The organism is Micromonospora sp. NPDC127501 (assembly GCF_040302185.1).
Lineage (GTDB): Bacteria > Actinomycetota > Actinomycetes > Mycobacteriales > Micromonosporaceae > Micromonospora.
This window is the reverse complement of record NZ_JBEORJ010000021.1, coordinates 31,848-56,323: the sequence shown is the minus strand read 5'-3', so window position 1 is coordinate 56,323 and position 24,476 is coordinate 31,848. Positions and strand designations below refer to the sequence as shown.

Genomic DNA, 24,476 nt, shown 5'->3' with positions numbered 1-24,476 from the left:
GGGGGTACGCGACGCGGGCGTGCCCCCTCGGCCCACCGCTCTGGATCCCGATCGCCGACCGGCCGCCAGTAGGATCACTGGCACCCCGGCGATGACTGTCGCCTCGCGCACCCCGGAGTCCGTGTGGCCGCCCGTCCGTACCGGTTCCTGCGCCGAACCCTGGCCGTGGGCTGCCTACTCGCCGCCGCCGCACTCCCGGCCAACCGGCCGGGCGCATCGCCGGCCGGGCGCACCGACGCCGCGCAGCCCACCGTCCTACGGATGCTCCAACTGAACCTCTGCAACAGTGGCCGCGCCGGCTGCTACACCGGCCGGGCGATGGCCAGGGCCGCCGAGGTGATCAGCATCGAGGCACCCGACCTGGTCACCCTCAACGAGATCTGCGCGGGTGACCTGACCGCCCTGCACGGCGTCTTTCAAACCGTCCACCCTGGGCGGAGGGTCGTGGCCGCGTTCCAGGCCGCCGGCGACCGTCCGAGCGGCGACGACACCCGCTGTCGCAACGGCCAACGGTTCGGCATCGGGCTGCTGACCCACGTGCGGACACCGGCCACCCCGAGCACCGTGTACGCCGGAACCCACCCGACGCAGGACCTCGCGGACCCCGAGGAACGAGCCTGGCTCTGCGTCGACGTCGATGGCGCCCTGCTCGCCTGCACCACGCACCTGTCGGCCACCGGCTACCGCATCGCGCTCACCCAGTGCGACCACCTGCTCGACACCATCCTGCCGACGCTCGGCCGCACGGCCGGGTACGGGCCCACCGTGCTGGGTGGCGACCTGAACCTGCGCGCCGGCCACGACCCCGACGTGCGGTCCTGCACCCCGCCGGGCCATCAGCGGGTCGACGACGGCGGACTGCAACACGTCACGGCGACCACCGACATCACGCTCTGCTGTCGCGGTCTGGTGCCCATGCACGGGACGACCGATCACCCCGGGCTGCTGGTCACCCTCGCGATCGACCGCAGCCGCCCCGGCCGGGGACCGGCCTGATCCGCCTCCCCAGCGGGCGCGGACGGCGCGGGCCGACGCACGACGTCAGCGCGGCGGCGTGTCCCGGCGGGACGGGAACGGAGTACCCGGCTGGCCGAGGGTGGAGCGGGCGCGCAACCCGACCGGGTCGGGGGTAGCGGTGGGCGTCGAGGGCGCCGGTTCCGCGAGTCGCCGCCCGTCGAGGTACGCGGCGGCAGCCCGGTCGTCGTCGGTCGGGGCCGCGAGCAACGCGTAGAGCAGACCGACCACCCCGAAGAGCACCGCCAGCACGATCGGCACCAGCAGGGTGCTCACCCCGGCGCCGGTCACCTCACCGGCCTGCTCGTGCCGGTGCACCGACAGGGCGCTCATGCCGGTGAAGTGCATCCCGTTGACGGCGATCCCCATGACCAGCGCGGAGGCGAAGATCGCCAACCGCCGCCGGACGGTCATCGCGAGCCACAGCGCGACGGTGGACGCCACCACGGCGATGACCACCGAGAGCACGACCCGGACCGTGTCGTAGCCGAGGCTGCCGTTGAGACGCATGGCGGCCATGCCGGTGTAGTGCATGGAGGCCACGCCGGCGCCGGTGAAGATACCGCCGGCGATCAGGCGTAGCGGATTCAGGCGGCCGGTGCCCACGATGGCCAGGCCGATACCGACCGCCACCACGGCGATGGCCGTGCTGGCCGCGGTCAGCGGCACGTCGTACCGGATCCGGGTGTTCTCGACGGCGAAGCCCAGCATGGCCATGAAGTGCATCGCCCAGATGGCGGTGCCGCCCAGCGCCCAGGCCGCCAGCAGGCCCCACCACGCCCGCTGACCGCTCGTCCCGGCCGTGCGGATGCGCCCGGCGCAGACCAGCCCGAGGATCGAGCCGAGCACGGACAGCGCGTAGCTCAGCCCGGGCGTGATCCATCCGTACTCAAAGTGATTGATCTCCGCCACGGCGGCTGTCTCCCCATTCGTTACCGGCGCGTCAACAAGACGCCTCGGCAATGATCAGGGGTGCTGTGATCAGGCGCAACAGCGCCCCGGGGGCTATCCGAGGGGTGCCGTTGCGGTGACCGTCCGCTGCGTCGATTCCTCGACGATAATGACTGAGCGTGATTGTCAGGCTGACGTGTGGTACGCGAGAACACCTCGGTTGACGGCCGCTATAGCCTGTCGAGCCGTCGACCGCAGCTCCGTTGTGGCACCACCAGAGTCGGCAATCTGACCGAGCAGGTCGACGACCTGTCGGGCCCACCGGACGAAGTCACCGGCGGGCATTTCACCATCGATCTCGTGACCGCTGCCGAGCACCTTGGCCAACGCCTCGCCCCGGGCCCACCGGTAGACGGGCCAGGCGAAACCGAGGTCCGGCTCCCGCGTCGCCGTCAGCCCCCGCGCCGCCTCGTCCGCCTCGATCTCCCCCCACAGCTTCAGCGTCTCGTCCACCGCGTCAGCCACCGGCCCGCGCGGCAGTGACGCGCGCTCGTCGACATCGCGGCGCGCCTCGAACACCACCACGGACACCGCGGCGGCCAGCTCGGCCGGGGACAACCCGTTCCACACCCCCCGGCGCAGGCACTCGGCGACCAGCAGGTCCGCCTCGGTCCAGATCCGGCCCAGCATCCGACCGGCGTCGGTGACCGCGCCGTCGCGGGCGAGGTAGCCACGCTCGGTCAGCAGCGCCACGATCCGGTCGAACGTTCGAGCGAGGGACCCCGTACGACCACTGACGCGCTCGCGCAGCTCCTCGGTGTCGCGCTCCAGCCGTCGACGCCGCTCCGCCCAGCGGGCGTGCTCCTCGCGCTCGGGGCAGGCGTGGCAGGGGTGGTGACGCAGCTCGGTGCGGAGCTGGGTGATCTGGTGGTCCTCACCGGTCACCTGCCGGGAACGGCCGCCGCGTCGGCCGCCGTGCCGATCCAGACCGGTGCCGCTGACCTCGGCGGCGAGATCCCGCCGGGCGCCCGGGGACCGGTGGTTGAAGTGCTTGGGCACCCGGATCCGGGCCAACACCTCGGCCGGAGTGGTGAAGTCGCCGGGGCTGACCCGCCCGGCCCAACGGTCCTGGGTGAGCACCAGCGGCCGGGGCTCACCGAACCCACCGGTCGCCGGGTCCAGCACCACGGCCAGCCCGGCCCGCCGGCCCGACGGCACCCGGATCACATCGCCCACCCGCAGCCGCTCCAACGAGGCCACCGCGGCGGCCTTGCGCTGGGTCTGCCCCTGTCGGGCGATCGCCTTCTCCCGGTCGGCGATCGCCACCCGCAGCGCGAAGTACTCGTCGAAGTCGCCGTGGTGGCAGGCGGCCTCCGCGCCGTACGCCTCGATGGTCTCGGTGTTGCGCTGCACCTGCCGGGCCAGGCCGACCACCGACCGGTCCGCCTGGAACTGGGCGAACGAGGACTCCAGCAGGGCCCGGGCCGGCTCCGCGCCGACAGTGCCGACCAGGTTCACCGCCATGTTGTACGACGGCCGGAAGCTGGAGCGCAGCGGATAGGTGCGGGTGGACGCGAGCCCGGCCACGTGCCGTGGGTCGGTCTCCGGAGACCACACCACGACGGCGTGCCCCTCCACGTCGATGCCTCTGCGGCCGGCGCGCCCGGTGAGCTGCGTGTACTCCCCCGGGGTCAGGTCGACGTGCGCCTCGCCGTTGTACTTGACCAGCCGTTCCAGCACCACGCAGCGGGCCGGCATGTTGATGCCCAACGCCAGCGTCTCGGTGGCGAAGACCGCCTTGACCAGGCCGCGGACGAACAGCTCCTCGACGATCTCCTTGAACACCGGCAGCATGCCGGCGTGGTGGGCGGCCAGGCCGCGCTCCAGGCCGTCCAGCCACTCCCAGTAGCCCAGGACCGACAGGTCCTCGCCGGGAATGGCGGTGACCCGCGACTCCACGACCCGGCGGATCTCGGCCCGCTCCTCCGCCGAGGTGAGCCGCAGCCCGGCGGCGAGACACTGCTGCACCGCAGCGGCGCAACCGGCCCGGCTGAAGATGAACAGGATCGCCGGTAGCAGACCCTCCCGGTCCAGTCGGTCGACGATGTCCGGGCGCATCGGGCCACGCCAGCGCGGGCCACGCCGACCGGCACCGGGCCCGGCGCTGCGCCCCTCACCCAACTCCAGCCGCCGCACGGTCTCCCGGGTGTAGCGCAGCAGCTCCGGGTGCACGTCGTGCTTGCGGGCGGCGTCCGCGTCGTGGAACAGGTCGAACATCCGCTTACCGACCAGCATGTGCTGCCACAACGGCACCGGCCGGTGCTCGCTGACCACCACGGCGGTCTCGCCGCGCACGGTGACCAGCCAGTCGGCGAACTCCTCGGCGTTGGAGACGGTCGCCGACAACGAGACCAGGGTGACGGAGGCGGGCAGGTGAATGATCACCTCTTCCCAGACCCCGCCGCGGAACCGGTCGGCCAGGTAGTGCACCTCGTCCATCACCACGTACGCGAGGCCCTGGAGGGTGCTGGAGCCCGCGTAGAGCATGTTGCGCAGCACCTCGGTGGTCATCACCACCACCGGCGCGTCGCCGTTGATCGCGTTGTCGCCGGTCAGCAGACCGACCTGCTCGGCGCCGTACCGGGCGACCAGGTCGTGGTACTTCTGGTTGGACAACGCCTTGATCGGCGTGGTGTAGAAGCACTTGCGCCGGGCCGACGGGGTCGTCGCGTCGGCGGCGGGCACCGGGTCGTCGGGCCGCCCACGCAACGCCAGGTGGACGGCGAACTCCCCGACCACCGTCTTACCGGCGCCGGTGGGAGCGCAGACCAGCACACCGCTGCCCCGCTCCAGCGACTGGCACGCCTCCCGCTGGAAGTCGTCGAGGTCGAACCCCAACTCGAGGGCGAACTCGTCCAGCGCCGGAAACTGTGCGGCTTGTGCGGCCTTGCGGCGCGCCGCTGCGTACCGCTCGGCGGGGCTCGACATGGCACCAAGATTAGTGCGTGCCGAGTCATGTCACCCCACAAGGCCGTCCGGAGGCACGGTCGGGGGCGGTCGGTAGGGTGCACGGCGTGCCGGACCATGCCGAACCGCCCCAGACCAGTCCGCCGGGCACCGCCGAGGCGCCCGCCGCCCGCCGGGCGTCCCGACGCCCTGTCAAGGCGGTGCTCTTCGACTTCCACGGCACCCTGGCCCAGGTGGAGGACCCCCAGCGGTGGGTGTTGAAGGCCGCGGCGGCGTGCGGCGTCACCCTGGACCGGGTCCGCGCCACCTCACTGGCCGACCGACTGCTGACCGCCGGCCGCGCCGGCGGGCCACTGCCGGCACGGGTGCCGCCCCGACTCGCCGAACTGTGGGCGGACCGGGACCTCTACCAACACGCCCACCGGGGCGCGTACACCGGGCTGGCCGAGACCGTCGACGCCGGCATCGACGGCTTCGCCGACGCGCTCTACGAGCGGCTGCTGACCACCGAGGGCTGGCTGCCGTACGCCGACACCGCCCCCACGCTCACCGCGCTGCGCGACGCCGGGGTGCCGGTGGCGGTGGTCAGCAACATCGGCTTCGACCTGCGGCCACACTTCGACGCCTGGGGGCTGACCGACCTGGTCGGCGCGTTCGTGCTCTCCTACGAGGTGGGGCGCTGCAAACCCGACCCGGCGATCTTCTGGCGTGCCTGCGGCATGCTGGGCGTCGACCCGGAGCAGACCCTGATGGTCGGTGACACCCCGGCCGACGCGGGTGCGGTGGCCGCCGGCTGCTCGGTGCTGGTGCTCCCGGCGGCCGAGCCGGGCCGGGAAAACGGGCTGGGCGCCGTGCTCGACCTCGCCCTGCCGGCCTGACCGGGCACCGGCGTGCCACCAGTTCGGGATGTGAATCACCGGTAGGTCGCCGTCGCCGTACCGATCCCCCCGGTCAGGATCGAGGCGTCGTTTCGAGTACGGCCAGCGACCGGTCCAGCACGAGCCGGACCGGTCGGTCGTCCTCGGGGCTCACGCGGTCGGTTGTTCGGGCGTTCCGGCGGCGTCCAGCGTGTGCTGGCGGACTCGCTCGCGAAGAGCGCTGCGGCGCTCCGGCGACCAGTCGGCCTCCACGGCGGTCCTGGGGCGCGTGCCTCGGCCACACCCTGCTCGGTGATCGGGATGCCCTGATGGGCCAGCTCCGCGTCCAGGGCGTCCAGCCGCATCCGGTCGCGGACGGCCTGGGTGATGTAGGCGCTGGCGAACACCTGCCGCCGTGTCGCTCTGGTCCCGCAGCGCACGACCAGCGCGGTCAGGGCCTTTGGAGCGCTACCCCGGCTCCCCCGGTTCCGAGCGGCGAGACGCCGCCGCTCGGAACCGGGGGAAGGGCGCTCAGACGGCTCCTGCTTCGCGCAGGGGACGCCAGGCGAGGACAGTGATAGTCACCATCACGGCGGCGGCGATCCAGAACGGCGTGGTGATCTCCCAGACGCTGGCGAACAGTCCGCCGAGGAGCGACCCCAGCGCGGCTCCGCCGAGATCCAGCAACGCGTACACGCTGCCTACGCGGCCGCGCAGGTGCGGCGGCACGACCCGCTGCCGGGCCGAGGTGACGGTGATGCCCCACACCATGGCGTGGATGCTGAAAACGACCAGGACGACGGCGACGATCCACGGTGTCGTCGTGATCGCAAGGGACACGTGCGTGACGACCTCGATGATCAGGCCGGCCCGGAGCAGGGCGGCGCTGCCTGACGCACGGGTCAGTTTCGCGGCGACCGTCGTACCGAACAGTCCGCCGACCGCGAACGTGGTCAGCAGGACACCGTAGCCGAGACCGGATACACCTAGACGTTGCTGGCAGTAGAGCACGAAAACGGCGAAGGCGGCACCGAACGCGACGTTGCCCAGGCCCATGGTGAGGGCGAGGGTCCGCAGCAGGCGGTGCCGCCACAACCACCGCACACCGGCCGCGACCTCGGTGCGCAGCGACGTCCGCCGACGGGGTTTCTCGGAGACCGGAACTCGTCCGATACCCGCTATCAGCGCTGCGGAGATCGCGAAGGTGAGCGCGTCGACGCCGAACGGTACGGCGGCGGAGATGACGAACAACCAGGCGCCAAGCGGCTTGGCCACGAACTGGTTGCCGACGGTGAAACTCGCGTAGAGCCGGGCATTGGCGCTCGCCAGATCGTCGGGGGCGACCACCGCCGGGAGTAGGGCACCCATGGCGGTGTCCGCGAGGGTTTCGCCAGCACCCAGCAGGAAGAGCACCACGTAGATGATGATCACGGTGACGGTGTCGGTCGCGATGGTGGCCGCCAACCCCGCCAGGGCTGCGGCGCGCGCCAGGTTTACGACCACGACCAGGCGGCGTCCGTCGAGTCGGTCGACAAATGCGCCACTGATCAGGGCGAACAGCAGCCAGGGCAGTTGCTGCGCGAAGACGGCTCCGGCGATGAGTGCCGGGTTGTCGGTGATGGAGGCGACCAGTAACGGGCCGGCGGCCATGGTGACGCCGTCGCCGACGTTGGACACCGCGGCGGCGGTCCACAGTTTGGTGAAGTCCGCGCCCAGACGCGCGGATACAAGGGCACGCAAAGTAGCTCCTCGAGCCAAACGGTCGTTGTGAGACCGCTCCGCGGCGAGGAGCACCAGACCACCGGCGGGGATCCGGTGGTGCCCGATCAGTACCGGGCGGGCTCTCGCGGCGAAGCGGAGACCGTGACCAGGTCGAGGCGCATCCCAGCTCCCAACTGTGGATCAATACCGTTCCGAGCAGGGTAGCCGCCCATCGAGGTTCTCGTATCCCCCAAGCCGCGAGCAGGGCCGACGGCGACACACCCGATCCCTCTCGCCCCCCTGCCGCCTGACCAAGCTCGCCTTTGCGCAGGTGGACACCGCCGCAGGGTGGCCGACGAGGACCCCTTACCGTCGTGCCCGTGACCGAAACCCTGCTGCCCACGCCATCGCCGGCCGACACGCCACCGGCCCGGCGCGGTGGCGTCGCCGCCGTGGGGCTGGTGCTCGGCGGGGCCCTGTCGGTGCAGTTCGGCTCCGCCGTGGCCGCGTTGCTCTTCCCGCGTACCGGGGTCGCGGGCGCGGTGACGCTGCGGCTGACCATCTCGGCGGTGCTGCTGCTCGTCGTGTGCCGGCCCCGACTGCGCGGACACGACCGCTCGGCCTGGCTCGCGGCCGGCGCGTTCGGGCTGGCGCTGGCCGGCATGAACTCGTTGTTCTACCAGGCCATCGAACGCATCCCGCTGGGCCCGGCGGTGACGCTCGAAGTGCTCGGCCCCCTCGCGCTGTCGGTGTTCTCCGCCCGCCGACTGGCCAGCTGGGGCTGGGCGGGTCTCGCACTAGCCGGGGTGGCGCTGCTCGGGCAGGGCGGCTTCGACCGGCTGGACCCGGTCGGGGTGGCCTTCGCGTTCGGCGCGGGCGCCATGTGGGCCGCGTACATCGTGCTGAGCGCCCGGGTCGGCGGCCGCTTTCCCGGCGCGGACGGGCTGGCCCTGGCGCTGACCCTCGCCGCGCTGGTCACCCTGCCGCTGGGCATCCTCGACGGCGGCGCGGTGCTGCTCGACCCGCCGGTGCTGGCGCTCGGTGCCGCCCTCGCGGTGCTCGCCTCCGGGCTGCCCTACACCCTCGAACTGCTGGCGCTACGACGGATGCCCACCGCCACGTTCGCGGTGCTGATGAGCCTAGGCCCCGCCGTCGCCACGCTCGCCGGGTGGCTGGTGCTGCGGCAGGCCCTGACCCTGCTGGAATGCGTCGCCATCGTGCTGGTCATCGCGGCCAGCATCGGGGCGGTACGGGTCAACGCAGCAGCCGCAGGGCGCCCGGAACCGCGCTGATCGTCACCGGCAGCCGCAGGGAGCGTTCCCCGTCGGCGTACGAGGTGATGCCCTCGGCAGCCAACTCCACAGTGCGGGCCCGGAAGCTACGCACCAGCGGGTGGCTGACGTGGGTGCCCTGATAGATGCGCGGCTTCACCCGGACCAGGGTCCGCCGGTTGACCCGACCCGCCACCACCACGTCGAGCAGCCCGTCGGTCGGGTCCGCGTCGGGGCAGATCCGCATCCCACCGCCGTACGTGGGGCAGTTGCCCACCGCCACGAGCACCGCGTCCAGGTCGTGCGGCACCCCGTCGAGACGCAGCGCGTAGCGGCGTGGGCGCAGCCGGGCCAGCTCGACCAGGATCGCCAGGTCGTACCGGCGCGGGCCGCGGGGCCAGCGCATCCGGTTGGCCCGCTCGTTGACGATCGCGTCGAACCCGGCCGCGAGGACCGCCCCGTACCAGCGCTCGGTGCCGTCGACCCCGACCATCCGGGCCAGGTCGACCGGTCGGCTGCGGCCGTCACGCACCGCCTCGGCGATCACCGCCGCCGCCGCGAGGGGGTCGGCCGGGAAGCCGGTGTCCAGGGCGAAGTCGTTGCCGGTGCCGGCCGGGATCGGGCCGAACGGCACGGCGGTCCCGGCGACCGCCTGCAACGCCCGGTGCACGGTGCCGTCCCCACCGACCGCCACCAACGCGCCAGCGCCCTCGGCGACAGCGGCCCGGCAGGCCGCCTCCGCCTCGGCGGGGCTGGACGCCGGCAGCAGCCGGATCGGCCGCCCGGCGGCCGCCAAGCCGTCCAGCAACCGGGGCAGCAACGCCCTGTGCCGTCCGCGACCGGCGGTCGGGTTGGCGAGCACGGCGACCGGGCCGGGCAGGTGATCGTCTGCGGTCACGGGCAGCACCGTACCGGTCGGACACCCGCCGTTCACCAGGGGCAGCCGCTGTCACGGTCAGTCCCACCGCCGACGCGCGAGGTGACGCGACGACGCCGCCCCCAATCGGGGACGGCGTCGGTGGACCGGTCGGCGCGGGGCCGTCAGGTCATGTCGTCGTAGCGACGTTCGATCGGTGCCGGCGGGGCGACCGGTTCGGGTACGCCGATCGGTGCGGTCGAGTCGACCCGCTGCCCGGCCACGACCGGGTCCGCGTCGAACTCCAACGGCGACACCTCGTCGTCGTCGATGCCGGCGTAGATCTCCTTGCCCCGCCCACGCCGCTTGTCGTTGATGAACGCGATGCCCACCGCGCCGAAGTAGAGCGCGGAGAGACAGAGCGCCAACGCGGTCATCCCGAACGGGTCCGGTGTCGGGGTGACCACGGCGGAGAACGCGAAGAACACGAAGATCGCCACGCGCCACCAGCTGAGCAACCGCTTGGCGCTGGCGATGCCCACGAAGTTGAGCATCAGCACGATCAACGGGAACTCGAACGCCACTCCGAACAACAGGATCAGGTTGGTGACGAAGGAGATGTACTTGGTGATCTCCAGGGTCGTGCTGATCTCGCTGTCCGAGATGCTGAGCAGGAACTCCAGGCCCTTGGCCGTGACGAAGTACGCCAGCACCGCACCGGCCGCGAACAGCGGCGCGGCGAGGGCGGTGAAGAAGTACGCGTAGCGCCGCTCGTGCCGGTGCAGGCCTGGCGCGATGAACGCCCAGAGCTGGTAGAGCCAGACCGGCGCGGCCACGATCAACCCGACCCAGAGCGCGACCTTCAGGTTGAGCAGGAACAGGTCGGCCGGGCCGAGCTGCACGAACTCACACTTGCCGTTGACAATCCTCGCCTGCGGCAGGTCACAGTAGGGCTGCTGGAGCAGGTGCAGCACCGGCTTGGCCAACCACACACCGAGGCCGAACCCGATCAGGATCGCCACGGACGCGCGGAAGAGACGATTGCGCAGCTCGCGGACGTGCTCGATGAGCGTCATCGAGCCGTCGGCGGCCCGCTCGAACGTGCTCGGGCCGCGTTTACGCAGTGCGAAGGCCACGGTAGTGGGGCCCTTCGGTCAGTTGTCGCGGACGCGGTGCACCGGGTCGACGACCGGCTGCTGCGGCGGCGCCTGCTGGTACGGGGCCTGCTGCGGCTGGCCGGCGTACGGCGCCTGCTGCCCGGCGTGCGGCGGCAGCGGCTGGTAGCCGGCCTGCGCGTCGGCCTTCTCGGCGAGGTCGCGGTCGTCGTCCTGCAGGCTCTTGGTCTCGGCCTTGATGATCCGCAGCGACCGACCCAGCGAACGGGCCGCGTCGGGGAGCCGCTTCGCACCGAAGAGCAGGATCAGCACAACCACGAGAACAGCGATGTGCCACGGCTTGAGGGCACCCATGAGAAGCTCCAGTCGCTCTGTGTCCGGGGGGTGGTACGCAGCCCATCGTACGTGCGGATCGGCTGCCCGCCACCCGCTGGGTGGTGGTGGTCTGGGCGGGAGGGTGAAGTCTTGACCAACCCGCGATGATCCGTCAACCACCGACAGGTGCGTACCCGATCAGCCGCGCTTGGCCTTGATCACCGCGAGTCGCTGGGACGTGGTGTCGAGGCGACGTTGGACGTCCTCGGCACGCCGTTGCAGCGCCTCGGCGGTTTCCCGCAGCGCCTCGGCCTCGGCGGCCCGCCGCTGCAACGCCACGGCGGCGCGGTGCAGTCGGGGCAGTCGGGCCAGCACCGGGCGCACGGCCAACGCGAGCGCCACGAGGGGTAGCAGCACCACCGCGAGCACGATCCAGATCAGCACGGCGGTCAGCCTACTGGGTGCGGCCGGCCACCGCCGGGTCACCCGACGGCGCGCGCTCCGGGTCGACCTCGGACGGCCGGGGCACGGCCGTCGGTGTGGGCACGGCGTACGCGTCCAGCGCGGCGGCCGCTGTCGCCCGGACCTGCTCGGCCAACTCGACCGGGGCGACCACCGTCACCTCCGGGCCGAGGCCCAGCACGAACCGGCGGGCCCACCCCAGGTCGGTGACCCGCAGGGAGACGAGCCACTGGTCGCCGTCGCCGGCCTCCACCCGCTCGCACGGGTAGTACTCGGTGATCCACCGCTCGCCCCGGCCGATGCGCAGGGTGATCAGCGGCAGGTCGACCGAGGGGCGGAACACGCCCTCGGTGAGGTCGTGCGGGACGGCCTGCGGCGGCACCGTGGCCGGCTCGTCCAACTCGGTGATCGCGTCGATCCGGTCGGCGCGGAACAGCCGGACGGCCTCCGCGCGCCGACACCACGCCTCCACGTACGCCCGGCCGCCGACCATCAGCATCCGCAGCGGGTCGATGACGCGCTCGGTGGTCTCGTCCCGGGCGGCCGTGTAGTAGGTGATCCGCAGGGCCTTGCCGCCCTCCACGGCGGCGCGCAGCGCCTCGACCCGCGGGGTGTCCCCGGGCAACCGGACCGCCACCGGCGCGCCCACCAGGTCGCCCGCGGCCTCGATCTTGGCGAGGGCCCGTTCGACGGCCTCCCGGTTGGCCACCCCGGGCGTCTCGGCCAACATCCGCAACGCCACCACGAGCGCGAGGGCCTCGTCGGGGGTCAGTCGCAACGGCCGGTCGATGCCGGCGTCGTAGGTGATGGTCACCCGGTCACCGTCGAATGCCATGTCGATCAGGTCACCGGGGCCGTACCCGGGGAGCCCGCACACCCAGAGCAGCTCCAGGTCCTCCCGGAGCTGGCGCTCGGTGACTCCCAGGTCACCGGCCGCCTCGGCGATCTCGATGCCGGGCCGGGCCAGCAGGTAGGGCACCAGGTTGAGCAGTCGGGCCAGCCGGTCGGCGGACGCGCGGGAACCGCTGCGGGCGGCCGGGCGGGTCACCGGGCGCCCCCGCCGACGGCGAGCTCGTCGTGGCGCACGGCGATCTCCTTGAGTCGTTGGATGACCGCCTCGCGGACCTCCGGTGGGTCGAGGACCCGCACGTCCGGGCCGTAGCCGACGAGATGACCGGCCAGCCCGTCCGGGTCGGCGTACGGCAGGACCAGCCGGTCGCCGTCCGGCCCGGCGGTCACCTCCACCGCCCAACGGCGCAGCCCGGCGGCCCGCCCCGGCGCCGCCAGCACAGTGGCCCGACCGGTGCGCTCCACCGGACCCGACCAGCGGGCCACGTGGCTGATCAGGTCGACGTTGGCCGGCGGCTCGTACGCGCCGGGGGCGCCGGTCACCCGGACCGCGCCGACGACCCGGGACAGCCGGAAGCAGCGGGTCGCCTCCCGGTCCTGGTCGTGGCCCACCACATACCACCGGCCGCGCCAGCAGACCACGCCCCACGGTTGCAGTCGTCGCCGGCTGGGCGCGTCGCGGTCGGGCACCCGGTAGTCGAACCCCACCTCGCGGCGGTCCCGTGCGGCGGCGGTCAGCGGCGCGAACGCCGGGTCGACAGTGACCATCGGCTCCAGGCCGAGGGTCGCCTGCGGGTCCACGTCCACCCCGGCGGCACGCAGCTTGGCGAGCCCGGACGACGCGGCGGCGGCCAACCCGGCGTGCTGCCACAGCCGGGCGGCGATGCCGACCGCGGCGGCCTCGTCCGGTTCGAGGAGGATGTCGGGCAGCGCGTATTCGCGGTGGGCGATCCGGTAGCCGGGCTCGGCGTCGAAGGCGCTCGCCGTGCCGGTCTCCAGTGGCACACCCAGCTCACGCAGCTCGGCCTTGTCCCGTTCGAACTTGCGCTGGAACGCCTCGTGGTCGCGCGCGTCGTCCGGATCGTGCTCGTAACCGGGCACGGTCGCGGCGATCTGCGCGGCGGTCAGGAACCGTCGCGTGGACAGCAGGCAGATCACCAGGTTGACCAGGCGTTCGGTGCGGGTCCGCGACACGCGGTAGACGCTAGCAGCCGACCCGCCCACACCGTGCACCCACGCGGGCGTGCCGCACACTTGTTCGGATCGGGCCTCCCCCGGCGCGTCGCCGTCCGCGGTCATAGGGTGATCCCCATGTCGCAAGCGGACGCCAGGCCCGAGAGCGAGAGCGTCGGCACCGTCGTCGTCGCCGGCGCCGCCAACCTCGCCATCGCGGTCGCCAAGCTGATCGCCGGGCTGATCTCCGGATCAGCCGCGATGCTGTCCGAGGCGGCGCACTCGGTCGCCGACACCACCACCGAGGTGCTGCTCTTCCAGGCGCTGCGCCGCGGTGCCCGCCCGGCCGACCAGCGACGCCCCTTCGGGTACGGCAAGGAAAGCTACGTCTGGGCGTTCTTCGCGGCCATGTTCACATTCGTCGCCGGCGCCGGTTTCGCCGTCACCCACGGCGTCACCACGATCCTGGTGCACGAGCACAGCGGCGACTACCTCATCTCGTACATCGTGCTCGGGGTGTCGTTCGTCATCGAGTCGATCTCACTGGCCCGGGCGGTGCGGCAGGTCCGCCGCGAGTCCCGACGCTGGCGGACCACGCCTCGGCGGTTCCTGCGACTGACCGCCGACACCACCGTCAAGGCCGTCTTCCTGGAGGACAGCGCGGCGCTGATCGGTCTGGTGCTGGCCGGGCTCGGCGTCGGTCTGTCGCACGCCACCGGCGACGAGGTGTGGGACGGCGTCGCGTCGATCCTGATCGGGCTCCTGCTGCTGACGGTCGCCGGGGTCCTCGCCGCCAACAACCTGTCGCTGCTGGTCGGCCGGGCCGTCCCGGAGCGGCTGCGCCACGAGATCGAGCAGGATCTGGCCGGGCTGCCCGAGGTGGAGCGCATCGACACGTTGTTGACGATGCAGCTCGGCCCACAGGACATCCTGGTCGCCGCGAAGGTCGACTTCCGCGACGAGGCCACCGGCGCGCAGATCGAGGCCACCGCCGACGAGGCCGAGCGGCGGCTGACGAACCGATACCCGGAGATCAGGTTCGTCTTCCTCGACCCGACCCGTTCGATGCCGGGAGCCACCGGCACCGCCCGGCACACCCAGGCCGGGCCGACCCGGGACGCCGGCGGCCCCGAACCGACCTGACCCGCACCCGGGCGCGGACCGCCACGCCCGCGCGGCTAGCGTGCCCGTCATGGTGCGATGGCGTACGGGGACGGTGGCGACGCTGCGACGGCAGTGGACCGGGGCGGTGGAGCTGGACGTGGACCTGCCCGACGGCACGCGGATGCGGGCGCTGGCCTACCCGGAGCTGGTCGGCACGCCCGAACCCGGCGACCGGGTGCTGCTCAACGCCGGCGCGCTGCTGATGGGGTTGGGCACCGGCGGGTACGCCCTGGTGGTCGCCCTGCCGGACCGGCTGCCGCCGGACCCGCCGGACGTCGCCGACACCCGCGACGCCGGGCACCTCGTCAAGGCCCGCTACACGCCGTTGCAGCCGATCCTGCTCGGCGTCGACGAGGAGGCCTCTCCGCACCGCGACGTGCTGGCCGACGCGGACGACCTGGGCGGCCTGCCGGTGGTCACCGCCGACCTGCACTCGGCGCTCCCGGCGATCCTGGCCGGTATCCGGGCCGACGCCCCGCAGGCGCGGGTGGCGTACCTGCTCACCGACGGCGGGGCTCTGCCCGCCTGGTTCTCCCGCACCCTCGCCGGGCTGCGGGCCGAGCTGGCCGGCACGATCACCGTCGGGCAGGCGTTCGGTGGCGACCTGGAGGCCACCACCCTGCACGGCGGTCTGCTCGCCGCCCGGTACGTGCTGAACGCGGACGTGGCGATCGTGGCTCAGGGACCGGGCAACCTGGGCACCGGAACCCGGTGGGGCTTCTCCGGCGTCGCCGTCGGCGAGGCGGTCAACGCGATCGCCACGCTGGGCGGAAAGCCGGTCGGCTCGTTGCGCATCTCCGACGCCGACCCCCGCCCCCGACACCGGGGCGTGTCACACCACAGCCTCACCGCGTACGGCCGAGTGGCGCTCGCCCCGGCGGAGCTGGTGGTGCCCGAGGACCTGGCGCCGTCCCTCGCGGCCGAGGTGCACGCGGCGCTGACGCCCCTGGCGGCCCGGCACCGGATCGTCCGGGTGCTCACCGACGGTCTGGACGCCGCGCTGCGGGCCAGCGCCGTGCCCCTGTCCACCATGGGCCGTGGCCTCGACGCCGATCGCGCGTACTTCCTGGCGGCAGCCGCCGCCGGCCGCCACGCGGTGACCCTCCTCCCCTGACCCCCGACCCCAGCCGTTCGTGATCAACGGGGGCAGGGTGGGGGTGCCGGGGCGTGGTCAGGCCAGGAAGATCAGGGCCAGCCAGCCGCCCACGATGAGCACCAGCGCCAGGGCCAGCACCCAGGTCGGCACCGTGTATTCACCGCGCCGGTTACGGTCGATCTCGGCGCGGATCTTCTCCCGCCGACGTTCGATCCAGTTCTGCCGCTCGGTGCCGCGCTCGGGGCGGTCGGAAGGTCCAGAAGTCGTCATGGCGCGCTCAGCTTAACCGCTCAGCGCGCCGGACCGACCGGCCCCGTCGGCGCAGCGCACCGACGGGGCCGGCAACCGGTCACATGCTGGCGATCAGCCGCTCCACCCGCTCGTCGTACGCCCGGAACGGGTCCTTGCAGAGCACGGTGCGCTGCGCCTGGTCGTTGAGCTTCAGGTGCACCCAGTCGACGGTGAAGTCCCGGCGCTTCTCCTGGGCGTGCCGGATGAACTCGCCCCGCAGCCGGGCCCGGGTGGTCTGCGGCGGGGTCTCCTTGGCCTCGAAGATCTCCGGGTCGGTGGCCACCCGGTCGACCTCGCCGCGACGCTCCAGGAGCCCGTAGAGGCCCCGGCCACGACGCACGTCGTGGTAGGCCAGATCCATCTGCGCCACCCGGGGGTGCGACAGCGGCAGGTCGTGCTTGCGCTGGTAGCGCTCGATCAGCCGCAGCTTGCTGACCCAGTCGATCTCCCGGGAGACCGGCTCCAGATCGCCGGTCTCCACCGCGTTGAGCACCCGGCCCCACAGCTCGACGACCCGCTTGGCAGCCTGGTCGCCGCCGCGTCGCTCGACGAACTCGGTGGCCTTGGCGAGGTATTCCTGCTGGATGTCCAGGGCGCTGACCTCCTTGCCGTTGGCCAACCGCACCTTGCGCCGGCCGGTGATGTCGTGCGACACCTCCCGGATGGCCCGGATCGGGTTCTCCAGGGACAGGTCGCGCATCACCACCCCGGCCTCGATCATCCGCAGCACGATGTCGGCCGTGCCGACCTTGAGCAGCGTGGTGACCTCGTTCATGTTGGAGTCGCCGACGATCACGTGCAGCCGCCGGTAGCGCTCGGCGTCAGCGTGCGGCTCGTCCCGGGTGTTGATGATCGGGCGGCTGCGGGTGGTCGCCGAGGAGACGCCCTCCCAGATGTGCTCGGCCCGCTGCGAGAGGCAGTAGACCGCGCCGCGTGGGGTCTGCAGAACCTTGCCCGCCCCGCAGATCAACTGCCGGGTGACCAGGAACGGGATGAGCACGTCGGCGAGCCGGCCGAACTCGCCGTGCCGGGAGACCAGGTAGTTCTCGTGGCAGCCGTACGAGTTGCCGGCCGAATCGGTGTTGTTCTTGAACAGGTAGATCTCACCCGCGATGCCCTCGTCGTGCAGCCGCTTCTCCGCGTCGACGAGCAAGCCCTCCAGGATCCGCTCGCCAGCCCGGTCGTGGGCGACGAGATCGGTCACCGAGTCGCACTCCGGTGTCGCGTACTCCGGATGCGACCCGACGTCCAGGTAGAGCCGGGCCCCATTGCGCAGGAAGACATTGCTCGACCGGCCCCAGGACACCACGCGACGGAACAGATACCGCGCGACCTCGTCCGGGGACAGCCGCCGCTGCCCGCGATAGGTGCAGGTGACGCCGTACTCGGTCTCGAGGCCGAAGATTCGCCGCTCCATGGTGTGACATTAGCCGCCCGGAGGCCCGGTTCGTCACTGTCAGACCACAGGTCGTGCCCCGAGCGCGGTCACATACCGGTTGAGTGCGACATTCCGTCCGGACCGAGGCTCGCCACGAACCGCCGGCAGTTGTCGTACTCCGGAAGCAGGCCCCGCTCGCGGGCCTGCGCCAGAGTCGGCGCCGCGTCGTCGCGCGCGGACAGCAGTGGAACCTCGGCGGGCCACTCGATGCCCAACTCCTCGTCCAGCGGGTGCACCGCGTGCTCGCCGGTCGGGTTGTAGGTGGCCGAGCAGAGATAGCTCAACGTCGCGTCGTCGGTCAACGCGCAGAACCCGTGCCCCAGCCCCTCGCTGAGGTAGACCGCCCGGCGGTCGGTGTCGTCCAGCCGGACGCCCTCCCAACGACCGAAGGTCGGCGAGCCCACCCGCAGGTCCACGATCGCGTCGAGGACCGCGCCCCGCACACAGGTGACGTACTTGGCCTGCCCGGGCGGCACGTCGGCGAAGTGGACGCCGCGCACCACGCCACGCGCGGAGACCGACAGGTTGGCCTGGGCCAGCCGCAGCGGATGCCCCACCACCTCGGCGAGCTTGTCGAAGCGGTACCACTCCATGAACATGCCGCGCGGGTCACCGTGCTGCTGAGGGATGATCTCCCACGCGCCCTCGATGCTCAGCTCCCGGATCTTCACCAGGAACCCCCGTCGCCGGCCTTGTCGCTGAGCAGACCGAGCAGGTAGTTGCCGTAACCGCTCTTCGTCAGCGGCTCGGCGAGCGCACGCAGCTGCGCGTCGTCGATCAGGCCAGCCCGCCAGGCGACCTCCTCGACGCAACCGATCTTGAGACCCTGCCGCTCCTCGACCACCCGGACGAACTCGGCGGCCTGCATCATCGAGGTGAACGTGCCGGTGTCCAGCCAGGCGGTGCCCCGATCCAGCACCGTCACCGCCAGCTCCCCGGTCTCCCGGTACACCTCGTTGACGGCCGTGATCTCCAGCTCGCCACGGGCGCTCGGGGTGAGCTTGCGGGCGATGTCCACCACCCGGTTGTCGTAGAAGTAGAGGCCCGGCACCGCGTAGCGGGACTTCGGGCGGGCCGGCTTCTCCTCGATCGAGAGCACCCGGCCATCGGCGTCGAAGTCGACCACGCCGTACTCCTGCGGGTTGGCCACCTGATAGGCGAAGACCCGCCCGCCGACCGGGTCACCGTGGTCGGCGAGCTGCCGGCCCAGACCCACGCCGTGGAAGATGTTGTCGCCGAGTACCAGCGCCACCGACTCGGTGCCGATGAAGTCCGCGCCGAGGATGAACGCCTGCGCGATGCCCTCCGGGCGCTCCTGGCTGACGTACTCCAACCGCAGCCCGAACTGGCTGCCGTCGCCCAGCAGCCGACGGAACTGGTCCTGGTCGTCGGGAGTCGTGATCACCAGGATCTCCCGGACCCCGGACATCACCAGGGTGGAGAGCGGGTAATAGATCATCGGCTTGTCGAAGACCGGCATCAGCTGCTTCGAGACCGCCCGGGTGATCGGCCAGAGCCGGGACCCGGTGCCGCCGGCAAGTAGGATTCCGCGCACCGGGGAAGCCTAGCCGCACCCGGACAAGTTGTGCGGGGGTCGCATACCAGGGGCCGCGCCGCCCGTCGCGTATACTTCCGGACCCGTGAGGATCCTCGTCACCGGCGGAGCCGGATTCATCGGGTCGGAGTACGTTCGCCTGCTGCTGGGCAAGCCCCTCGGCAGTGCAGACGGCGTGCCGCCGATCGAGCCGGCCGTCGTGACCGTGCTGGACAAGCTGACCTACTCGGGCAACCTGGCCAACCTCGAGCCCGTCCGCGACGACCCGCGACTGCGGTTCGTGCAGGGCGACATCTGCGACCCGGTCGTGGTCGACGAGGTGGTGGCCGAGCACGACGTGATCGTGCACTTCGCCGCCGAGTCACACGTCGACCGCTCGATCGCGGGCGCCGCGCCGTTCGTCACCACCAACGTGCTGGGCACCCAGACGCTGCTCGACGCGGCGCTGCGCCACGGCACCGGCCGGTTCGTGCACGTCTCCACCGACGAGGTCTACGGCTCGATCGACGAGGGCTCCTGGACCGAGACCTGGCCCCTCGCCCCCAACTCGCCGTACTCGGCGTCCAAGGCCGGCTCCGACCTGCTCGCGCTGTCGTACCACCGCACCCACGGCATGGACGTGGTCGTCACCCGCTGCTCCAACAACTACGGCCCGTACCAGTTCCCCGAGAAGGTCATCCCGCTGTTCGTCAGCAACCTGCTCGACGGCGGCACCGTCCCCCTCTACGGCGACGGCGGCAACATCCGTGACTGGCTGCACGTGCACGACCACTGCCGCGGTATCGCCCTCGTCCAGCAGAAGGGTCGCGCCGGCGAGGTCTACAACATCGGCGGCGGCACCGAGTTGACCAACAAGGAACTCACCGGTCTGCTCCTGGACGCCTGCGGCGCCGGATGGGACCGGGTCGTCCCGGTCACCGACCGCAAGGGCCACGACCGCCGGTACTCCCTCGACATCACCAAGATCAGCGAAGAGCTCGGCTACCACCCCAGCATCACCCTGGACCAGGGCCTCGCCGACACCGTCCGCTGGTACCGGGACAACCGCAACTGGTGGGAGCCCCTCAAGTCCGCGCCGACCGCATGACCCGACTCCTCGTCACCGGCGCGGGCGGGATGCTCGGCCGGGACCTGGTCACCGTGCTGGGTGCACGGCCCGACCTCAAGGTGACCGCCGCCACCCGCGCCGATTTGGACGTCACCGACCGCGCGGCCGTCCACGCCGCCGTCGCCGGGCACGACCTGGTGATCAACGCGGCCGCGTGGACCAACGTCGACGCCGCAGAGGCCGACGAGGCCGCGGCGACCGCCGTCAACGGCCATGCCGTGGCCAACCTGGCCGCGGCGTGCGCCACCGACGGAACCCGGCTGATCCAGGTCTCCACCGACTACGTCCTCGCCGGCAACGCGGACACCCCGTACCCGGAGGACGCTCCCACCGCGCCGGTCAACGCCTACGGCCGCGGCAAGCTGGTCGGCGAACAGGCCGTCGCGCGGCTGCTACCCGACACCGGGTACGTCGTGCGCACCGCCTGGCTCTACGGCGCGCACGGCCCGAACTTCGTGGCCACCATGCTCCGACTCGCCACCCAGCGCGAACACCTCGACGTGGTCGACGACCAGCACGGCCAACCCACCTGGTCGTACGCGCTCGCCGAGCGGCTCGTCGCGCTCGCCGACGCGGCGCTGGCCGGCCACGCGACGCCCGGCGTCTACCACGGCACCTGCGCCGGTCAGACGACCTGGTACGGGCTGGCCCGCGCCGCGTTCACCCTGGCCGGACTGGACCCCGACCGGATCCGACCCACCACCAGCGACCGGTATCCGCGTCCCGCCCCCCGGCCTGCGTACAGTGTGCTAGGGCACAGCCGCTGGGCAGCCGTGGGTCTGCCCCCGCTTCCCGACTGGCACAGCGCCCTGGTTGACGCGTTCCACTCCCCCGCTCCACCCGCCCCGTGGAAGGTCGCATGAAGCTCACCCTCGTCACCGGCCTGACCGGCCTGCTACTGCTCGGCACCATCGTCGAGCTGCTGCGCCGTCGTCAGCTGCGCGAGAAGTACGGCATGCTCTGGCTCGCCGTACTGGTCGTCGTGATCCCGCTGTCCCTGTTCCCCCGGCTGCTCGACAACGTCGCCGAACTCCTCGGCGTCGCCTCCGGTGTCAGCCTGGTGCTCTTCCTCGGCATCGTCTTCCTGTTGCTCGTGTGCGTGCACCTGAGCTGGGAGGTCAGCGCACTCGAAGAAGAAACCCGAACCCTGGCCGAAGACTTCGCTCTGCTCCGCGCACAGATCGACGCGGACCGGGCAGCCCGTGACGAACTGGTGTCGAACGATGGTTAACGGCAAGCGCACACTGATCATCATTCCGGCCCTCAACGAGTCGGGCTCCATCGCCGACGTCGTCGGCGAGGTCCGCGGCGAGCTACCCGGCGTCGACGTGCTCGTCGTCGACGACGGCTCCACCGACCGCACGGCCGCCGTCGCCGCCGCCGCCGGCGCCCGGGTCGCCAAACTGCCGTACAACCTCGGCGTCGGTGGGGCCATGCGCCTCGGCTACCGCTACGCCCGCGACCACGACTACGACGTCGCCATCCAGATCGACGCCGACGGCCAACACGACCCCCGGTACGTGCCGAAGCTCGTCGACCTCCTCGACGACAACGACCTCGTCATCGGCGCCCGCTTCGCCGGTGAGGGCGACTACACGGTCCGCGGCCCCCGCCGCTGGGCCATGGTGATGCTCTCCGCCGTACTGTCCCGGGTCGCCCACACCAAGCTCACCGACACCACCTCCGGCTTCCGGGCCGCCAACCGGCGGGTCATCGACATGTTCGCCACCTGGTACCCGGCCGAGTACCTCGGTGACACGGTGGAGACCCTGGTGCACACCGCCCGCCGCGGCTACCGCATCCGCCAGGTGCCGGTCGCCATGCGCAAGCGGATGGCCGGCACGCCCAGCCACTCCCCCGCCCGGGCGATGATCTACCTCGGCCGTGCGTTCGCCGTCCTCACGCTGGCGCTCATTCGCCGGTGATCCAACGCCTGCTACGCCTGATCCCGCCCGGCACCATCGCTGTTGGTGCCGGGCTGGGCCTTCTCGGCCTCGCCTCCTACGTCCACCTCGCGGTCGCCGGCCACAGCCTCAGCAAGGCCGACTACTCGTCCCTGTCGGTGCTCTGGTCGATCGTGTTCACCCTCGGCATCGGCGTGTTCATGCCGATCGAGCAGGAGGTCGCCCGGGTCGTCGCCGCCCGGCACAGCCAGGGGCTGCCCCCAGGGCCGGTGCTGGCCCGCGGTGTCACCGTCGCCGCGGTGCTGCTCGCCGTGCTGGTGTCGGCCGTCACCGTCGCCCGTCAACCGCTCGCCGACAAGCTCTTCGCCGGTGACGGAAACCTGGTCACCGTGCTGATCGGCGCGCTCGCCGCGATGGCCGTCGCCTACGCCACCCGCGGCGTCCTCTCCGGCCTGCAACTGTTCCCCTGGTACGGCACCCAACTCGGGATCGACGGCGGCCTGCGCATCATCATGGTCGCCCTGCTCGGCCTGGCCGGCGTGACCTCACCCGTCTGGTACGGACTCGTGCTCGTGGCCGCCCCGCTGGTCAGCGTCCTGCTCACCCTGCCGCCGGTGCTACGCGCCATCGGCGGAGGTCCGCCGGTCGCCTGGGCCACCCTGCTGCGCGGCCTCGGCCTGCTCACCGCCTCCAGCCTGCTCTCCCAGGTCGTGGTGAACATCGGCGTGATCAACGTGCAGCTACTCGCCCCCGCCGACGCGGCAGCCGCGGGCGCGCTGCTCTCCGCCCTCGTGCTGGTCCGCATCCCCCTGTTCGTCTTCGGCTCCCTCCAGGCGTCACTGCTGCCCGGCCTGGCCACCACCGCCACCACCGGCGACCAGGCCGGCTTCCACAGCCTGCTGCGGCGGGCGCTCGGCATCGTCACCGCGCTCGGCCTCACCGGGGCCCTCGGCGCCGTGCTGCTCGGCCCGTGGCTGGTCGGCACACTCTTCGACGCACCCGGCGTCCTCGGCCACGGCGACTTCGCCTGGTTGGCGGCCGCCACGCTCGCCTACCTGTGGGCGATGGTCCTCGGCCAGGCCCTGCTCGCCCTCGACCGGCACCGCGCCCAGGCCCTCGCCTGGACCGTCGGCGTCGCCGCCCTGATCGCCGTGACGCTGATCCCGGCTCCGGTCACCCTACGAGTCGAGCTGGCGTACACCATCGGCTCGGTCATCGTCGCCGCCACCATGGCGACACTGCTGCTGCGCGGCGGCGTCCGCCGACCCACCACCCCCACCCGGCCGCTCGCCGAGGCCGTCGCCCCTGCCGCATCCGGAGGCCTCCGATGACCCGCCCACAGGTGACCGCCGTAATGCTCGCCTACGGTGCCGAGCCGTACCTCGTCAACGCCGCCCGAGCCGTCCTGGCCAGCACCGACGTCGACATCGAGCTGGTCGTCGTCGACAACGGTTGCACCGGCGACGGCATCGACATCGTCAAGGGCTTCCCCCAGGTCCGGGTGGTCCGACCCGAGCAGAACACCGGCTACTCCGGCGGCTGCCGGATCGGCGCCGCCGAGGCCACCGGAGACTGGCTCGCCTTCGTCAACTCCGACGCCATCGTCGCCCCCGACGCCCTCGCCAAGACGGTAGCGGTCGCCGCCGAACCGGGCGTCGGCGCCGCGATGGCCTCCATCCGGCTCGCCGACACTCCCGAGCTGATCAACACCTCCGGCAACCCACTGCACTTCACCGGGCTGTCCTGGGCCGGCGGAAACGGCGAGCCGGCCACCGCCCACGCCGCACGCACCAGGGTGCCGTCGCTCAGCGGCTGCTGCTTCGTGATCAGCCGCCAGCGTTGGCAGGAACTCGACGGCTTCGCCGCCGAATACTTCGCCTACCACGAGGACACCGAGCTGAGCCTGCGGCTCTGGCAACGCGGCCTGCGCCTGGAGTACGTACCCGACGCCGTCGTGCGCCACCACTACGAGTTCTCCCGCAACGACCTCAAGCTCTACCTGGTGGAACGCAACCGGCTGGTCACCCTGCTCACCGCGTACCAGACCCGGACGCTGGTGGTGCTCGCCCCGATGCTGCTGCTCACCGAAGCCGCCATGCTGGCCGCCGCGCTCGCCGGTGGCTGGACCCGGCAGAAGACCCGCGGCTGGGGTTGGCTGTGGCGCAACCGGGCCTGGGTCGGCGCCCGCCGCCGTCAACTCCAGACCGAACGCACCGTGCCCGACGGGGTGATCGCCGAGCTGATGACCGCCCGGGTCGCCCCCTCGAACGTCGACTCGCCCCCCGGCATGGGCGTGTTCAACGCGGTCGCCGCCGGCTACTGGGCTCTCGCCCGGCCCCTGCTCCAGCGCCGCTGACCCCCGACAGACGACAGCGCCGGGGGGCCCCGTCGCGGGGCCCCCCCCGGGGTTGGGGGCCGGGAGCGTGAGGGGGGGTAACGGCCCGGGCTG

Annotated in this window: 24 protein-coding genes; 11 read left to right on the top strand and 13 right to left on the bottom strand. The window is 72.1% G+C overall.

Annotated elements, in window-relative coordinates; all coding sequences use genetic code 11:
• Nucleotides 1-123 precede the first annotated feature (123 nt).
• Nucleotides 124-996 carry an endonuclease/exonuclease/phosphatase family protein gene (locus ABTW72_RS31540; RefSeq protein ID WP_350865305.1) on the top strand — a complete coding sequence of 291 codons (873 nt, stop codon included), beginning with the start codon at nucleotides 124-126 and terminating at the stop codon, nucleotides 994-996.
• Between the two features lie 45 nt (nucleotides 997-1,041).
• Here the strand turns inward: ABTW72_RS31540 and ABTW72_RS31535 are convergent, their stop codons facing one another.
• On the bottom strand, nucleotides 1,042-1,926 hold the full coding sequence (locus ABTW72_RS31535) for an MHYT domain-containing protein (protein WP_350865302.1): 885 nt from the start codon (nucleotides 1,924-1,926) through the stop codon (nucleotides 1,042-1,044).
• A 165-nt stretch (nucleotides 1,927-2,091) separates the two neighbouring features.
• Nucleotides 2,092-4,893 carry a DEAD/DEAH box helicase gene (locus tag ABTW72_RS31530; RefSeq protein ID WP_350865299.1) on the bottom strand — a complete coding sequence of 934 codons (2,802 nt, stop codon included), beginning with the start codon at nucleotides 4,891-4,893 and terminating at the stop codon, nucleotides 2,092-2,094.
• An 86-nt stretch (nucleotides 4,894-4,979) separates the two neighbouring features.
• On the opposite strand from ABTW72_RS31530, the gene ABTW72_RS31525 reads away from it, so the two are divergent.
• Nucleotides 4,980-5,750: an HAD family hydrolase gene (locus ABTW72_RS31525; RefSeq protein ID WP_350865297.1), complete on the top strand. Its 771-nt coding sequence runs from the start codon at nucleotides 4,980-4,982 to the stop codon at nucleotides 5,748-5,750.
• Between the two features lie 510 nt (nucleotides 5,751-6,260).
• Here ABTW72_RS31525 and ABTW72_RS31520 read toward each other — a convergent pair.
• Nucleotides 6,261-7,469 carry an MFS transporter gene (locus ABTW72_RS31520; RefSeq protein ID WP_350865294.1) on the bottom strand — a complete coding sequence of 403 codons (1,209 nt, stop codon included), beginning with the start codon at nucleotides 7,467-7,469 and terminating at the stop codon, nucleotides 6,261-6,263.
• A gap of 335 nt (nucleotides 7,470-7,804) precedes the next feature.
• On the opposite strand from ABTW72_RS31520, the gene ABTW72_RS31515 reads away from it, so the two are divergent.
• Nucleotides 7,805-8,722 carry an EamA family transporter gene (locus ABTW72_RS31515; protein WP_350865292.1) on the top strand — a complete coding sequence of 306 codons (918 nt, stop codon included), beginning with the start codon at nucleotides 7,805-7,807 and terminating at the stop codon, nucleotides 8,720-8,722.
• Here the strand turns inward: ABTW72_RS31515 and ABTW72_RS31510 are convergent.
• From ABTW72_RS31510 to ABTW72_RS31485, 6 genes are all read right to left on the bottom strand, one after another.
• Nucleotides 8,685-9,608, bottom strand: coding sequence for a diacylglycerol kinase (locus ABTW72_RS31510; RefSeq protein ID WP_350865289.1), 924 nt, complete (start codon nucleotides 9,606-9,608; stop codon nucleotides 8,685-8,687). The genes ABTW72_RS31515 and ABTW72_RS31510 overlap by 38 nt on opposite strands.
• A 134-nt stretch (nucleotides 9,609-9,742) precedes the next feature.
• A complete protein-coding gene (tatC, locus tag ABTW72_RS31505) occupies nucleotides 9,743-10,693 on the bottom strand; it encodes a twin-arginine translocase subunit TatC (protein ID WP_350865287.1) in 951 nt (316 codons plus the stop codon).
• A gap of 18 nt (nucleotides 10,694-10,711) precedes the next feature.
• Nucleotides 10,712-11,026 (bottom strand): Sec-independent protein translocase subunit TatA, encoded by a 315-nt coding sequence (gene tatA / locus ABTW72_RS31500; protein ID WP_124855346.1) that lies wholly within the window; start codon nucleotides 11,024-11,026, stop codon nucleotides 10,712-10,714.
• Nucleotides 11,027-11,185: 159 nt separating this feature from the next.
• Nucleotides 11,186-11,431 (bottom strand): hypothetical protein, encoded by a 246-nt coding sequence (locus ABTW72_RS31495; RefSeq protein WP_350865284.1) that lies wholly within the window; start codon nucleotides 11,429-11,431, stop codon nucleotides 11,186-11,188.
• Between the two features lie 10 nt (nucleotides 11,432-11,441).
• Nucleotides 11,442-12,497, bottom strand: a complete 1,056-nt coding sequence (locus ABTW72_RS31490; RefSeq protein WP_350865281.1) for a helix-turn-helix transcriptional regulator — start codon at nucleotides 12,495-12,497, stop codon at nucleotides 11,442-11,444.
• Nucleotides 12,494-13,492 (bottom strand): helix-turn-helix transcriptional regulator, encoded by a 999-nt coding sequence (locus ABTW72_RS31485; protein WP_145788122.1) that lies wholly within the window; start codon nucleotides 13,490-13,492, stop codon nucleotides 12,494-12,496. The genes ABTW72_RS31490 and ABTW72_RS31485 overlap by 4 nt, the downstream gene beginning before the upstream one ends.
• Before the next feature lie 117 nt (nucleotides 13,493-13,609).
• Between ABTW72_RS31485 and ABTW72_RS31480 the strand changes: the two genes are divergently transcribed.
• Nucleotides 13,610-14,614, top strand: a complete 1,005-nt coding sequence (locus ABTW72_RS31480; RefSeq protein ID WP_350865278.1) for a cation diffusion facilitator family transporter — start codon at nucleotides 13,610-13,612, stop codon at nucleotides 14,612-14,614.
• A gap of 49 nt (nucleotides 14,615-14,663) precedes the next feature.
• The gene (locus tag ABTW72_RS31475; protein ID WP_350865276.1) at nucleotides 14,664-15,749 is read left to right on the top strand and encodes a DUF3866 family protein; all 1,086 of its coding nucleotides are present in this window, start codon (nucleotides 14,664-14,666) and stop codon (nucleotides 15,747-15,749) included.
• A gap of 57 nt (nucleotides 15,750-15,806) precedes the next feature.
• Here the strand turns inward: ABTW72_RS31475 and ABTW72_RS31470 are convergent, their stop codons facing one another.
• The 4 genes from ABTW72_RS31470 to rfbA all read right to left on the bottom strand — a co-directional run bounded on the left by ABTW72_RS31470 (nucleotide 15,807) and on the right by rfbA (nucleotide 19,015).
• Nucleotides 15,807-16,001 carry a hypothetical protein gene (locus ABTW72_RS31470; RefSeq protein ID WP_091408694.1) on the bottom strand — a complete coding sequence of 65 codons (195 nt, stop codon included), beginning with the start codon at nucleotides 15,999-16,001 and terminating at the stop codon, nucleotides 15,807-15,809.
• Nucleotides 16,002-16,080: 79 nt separating this feature from the next.
• Nucleotides 16,081-17,439, bottom strand: a complete 1,359-nt coding sequence (gene pafA, locus ABTW72_RS31465; RefSeq protein WP_088989658.1) for a Pup--protein ligase — start codon at nucleotides 17,437-17,439, stop codon at nucleotides 16,081-16,083.
• A gap of 68 nt (nucleotides 17,440-17,507) precedes the next feature.
• Nucleotides 17,508-18,131: a dTDP-4-dehydrorhamnose 3,5-epimerase family protein gene (locus tag ABTW72_RS31460; RefSeq protein ID WP_350865272.1), complete on the bottom strand. Its 624-nt coding sequence runs from the start codon at nucleotides 18,129-18,131 to the stop codon at nucleotides 17,508-17,510.
• Complete coding sequence (gene rfbA / locus ABTW72_RS31455) at nucleotides 18,128-19,015, bottom strand: glucose-1-phosphate thymidylyltransferase RfbA (protein ID WP_350865270.1); 888 nt, start codon at nucleotides 19,013-19,015, stop codon at nucleotides 18,128-18,130. Before rfbA ends, ABTW72_RS31460 begins: the two co-directional genes overlap by 4 nt.
• Before the next feature lie 85 nt (nucleotides 19,016-19,100).
• Between rfbA and rfbB the strand changes: the two genes are divergently transcribed.
• The 6 genes from rfbB to ABTW72_RS31425 are packed head-to-tail and all read left to right on the top strand — an operon-like array spanning nucleotide 19,101 to nucleotide 24,383.
• Nucleotides 19,101-20,102 (top strand): dTDP-glucose 4,6-dehydratase, encoded by a 1,002-nt coding sequence (gene rfbB, locus ABTW72_RS31450; RefSeq protein WP_112624450.1) that lies wholly within the window; start codon nucleotides 19,101-19,103, stop codon nucleotides 20,100-20,102.
• Entirely contained in the window at nucleotides 20,099-20,986 is an 888-nt protein-coding gene (rfbD, locus tag ABTW72_RS31445; protein WP_112673546.1) for a dTDP-4-dehydrorhamnose reductase, read from the top strand. The genes rfbB and rfbD overlap by 4 nt, the downstream gene beginning before the upstream one ends.
• Nucleotides 20,983-21,354 carry a DUF2304 domain-containing protein gene (locus ABTW72_RS31440; RefSeq protein WP_091408675.1) on the top strand — a complete coding sequence of 124 codons (372 nt, stop codon included), beginning with the start codon at nucleotides 20,983-20,985 and terminating at the stop codon, nucleotides 21,352-21,354. The genes rfbD and ABTW72_RS31440 overlap by 4 nt, the downstream gene beginning before the upstream one ends.
• Nucleotides 21,347-22,048, top strand: a complete 702-nt coding sequence (locus tag ABTW72_RS31435; RefSeq protein ID WP_350865266.1) for a glycosyltransferase family 2 protein — start codon at nucleotides 21,347-21,349, stop codon at nucleotides 22,046-22,048. The genes ABTW72_RS31440 and ABTW72_RS31435 overlap by 8 nt, the downstream gene beginning before the upstream one ends.
• Nucleotides 22,045-23,358, top strand: a complete 1,314-nt coding sequence (locus tag ABTW72_RS31430; protein WP_350865264.1) for a lipopolysaccharide biosynthesis protein — start codon at nucleotides 22,045-22,047, stop codon at nucleotides 23,356-23,358. The genes ABTW72_RS31435 and ABTW72_RS31430 overlap by 4 nt, the downstream gene beginning before the upstream one ends.
• Nucleotides 23,355-24,383: a glycosyltransferase family 2 protein gene (locus ABTW72_RS31425; protein ID WP_350865261.1), complete on the top strand. Its 1,029-nt coding sequence runs from the start codon at nucleotides 23,355-23,357 to the stop codon at nucleotides 24,381-24,383. Before ABTW72_RS31430 ends, ABTW72_RS31425 begins: the two co-directional genes overlap by 4 nt.
• The last annotated feature ends 93 nt before the right edge of the window (nucleotides 24,384-24,476 follow it).

What these genes read in the sequence shown, in the direction of transcription:
- ABTW72_RS31480 (WP_350865278.1), top strand. Translation starts at nt 13,610, where the DNA reads ATGTCGCAAGCGGACGCCAGGCCCGAGAGCGAGAGCGTCGGCACCGTC.
- ABTW72_RS31425 (WP_350865261.1), top strand. Translation starts at nt 23,355, where the DNA reads ATGACCCGCCCACAGGTGACCGCCGTAATGCTCGCCTACGGTGCCGAG.
- tatA (WP_124855346.1), bottom strand. Translation starts at nt 11,026, where the DNA reads ATGGGTGCCCTCAAGCCGTGGCACATCGCTGTTCTCGTGGTTGTGCTG.
- ABTW72_RS31470 (WP_091408694.1), bottom strand. Translation starts at nt 16,001, where the DNA reads ATGACGACTTCTGGACCTTCCGACCGCCCCGAGCGCGGCACCGAGCGG.
- pafA (WP_088989658.1), bottom strand. Translation starts at nt 17,439, where the DNA reads ATGGAGCGGCGAATCTTCGGCCTCGAGACCGAGTACGGCGTCACCTGC.
- rfbD (WP_112673546.1), top strand. Translation starts at nt 20,099, where the DNA reads ATGACCCGACTCCTCGTCACCGGCGCGGGCGGGATGCTCGGCCGGGAC.
- ABTW72_RS31475 (WP_350865276.1), top strand. Translation starts at nt 14,664, where the DNA reads ATGGTGCGATGGCGTACGGGGACGGTGGCGACGCTGCGACGGCAGTGG.
- ABTW72_RS31435 (WP_350865266.1), top strand. Translation starts at nt 21,347, where the DNA reads ATGGTTAACGGCAAGCGCACACTGATCATCATTCCGGCCCTCAACGAG.
- ABTW72_RS31530 (WP_350865299.1), bottom strand. Translation starts at nt 4,893, where the DNA reads ATGTCGAGCCCCGCCGAGCGGTACGCAGCGGCGCGCCGCAAGGCCGCA.
- ABTW72_RS31440 (WP_091408675.1), top strand. Translation starts at nt 20,983, where the DNA reads ATGAAGCTCACCCTCGTCACCGGCCTGACCGGCCTGCTACTGCTCGGC.